Raw genomic sequence first — 668 nt, 5'->3', positions numbered from 1 at the left:
ACAACGCCCTCCGCGCGCTGCAGGACGCCGGCTGGATCCGGCGCACCGCCCAGGCCGAAGGCGAGCACGGGGCCCGGTACACCCTCTCCGAAAAGTTCTCCACAGATCCTCACGAACCCGATTTGTCACAAGGGCGTATGCCCCCCGCCCGCACCGCCCTCCTCCGTGAGCTGACCCTGAGAACTACCGCACTCAACCAGGACATCTACGCAGCTCCCGGCTCTCTCGGACGTGCCGCCGGCTACCTCCACCTCCAACTGTTGCCCGGAGGTTCCTGGACCGTGGCAGATCTCACCCTCCGCACCGGATTCACCGCTGCCTCCGTCCGCCGTCTGCTGCACCGTCTGCACAGCCACGGACTCGTCCGCCTCGTCGACGGCTCCTGGACGGCGGCCGACGACGTCGACCCGCAGCCGATCGCTGTCCGCCTCTTCGTCGACGGGTACCTGGCCGATCGCGCGAGGCGGTACGACGTCGAGCGGATCGTGTGGGCGAAGTGGCGGCTGATCATGCATGAGGAGCACCAGGCGCATCGCAAGAGGCGTCGAGGGCGGCGCGCTCACCCGAGCGCTCTGCAGCTGCCCGGTCAGTCTGTCCACGAACGCGTGGGATACCCCCGCGGCCCGAACCAGCGGTACGACCACAAGACCGCACGTCGACTCGAAGCG

General features: G+C 68.6%; 1 protein-coding gene. It reads left to right on the top strand.

Annotated elements, in window-relative coordinates:
• Window positions 1–137 precede the first annotated feature (137 nt).
• Window positions 138–668 (top strand): helix-turn-helix domain-containing protein (locus KZA10_RS16915; protein ID WP_218683484.1); only part of this gene is annotated, 531 nt, incomplete at its 3' end.

Source organism: Microbacterium sp. BF1 (assembly GCF_019279095.1).
Classification (GTDB): Bacteria; Actinomycetota; Actinomycetes; order Actinomycetales; family Microbacteriaceae; genus Microbacterium; species Microbacterium maritypicum.
The sequence above is the reverse complement of the archived record's forward strand: the minus strand, read 5'-3'. Positions and strand labels throughout refer to the sequence as shown.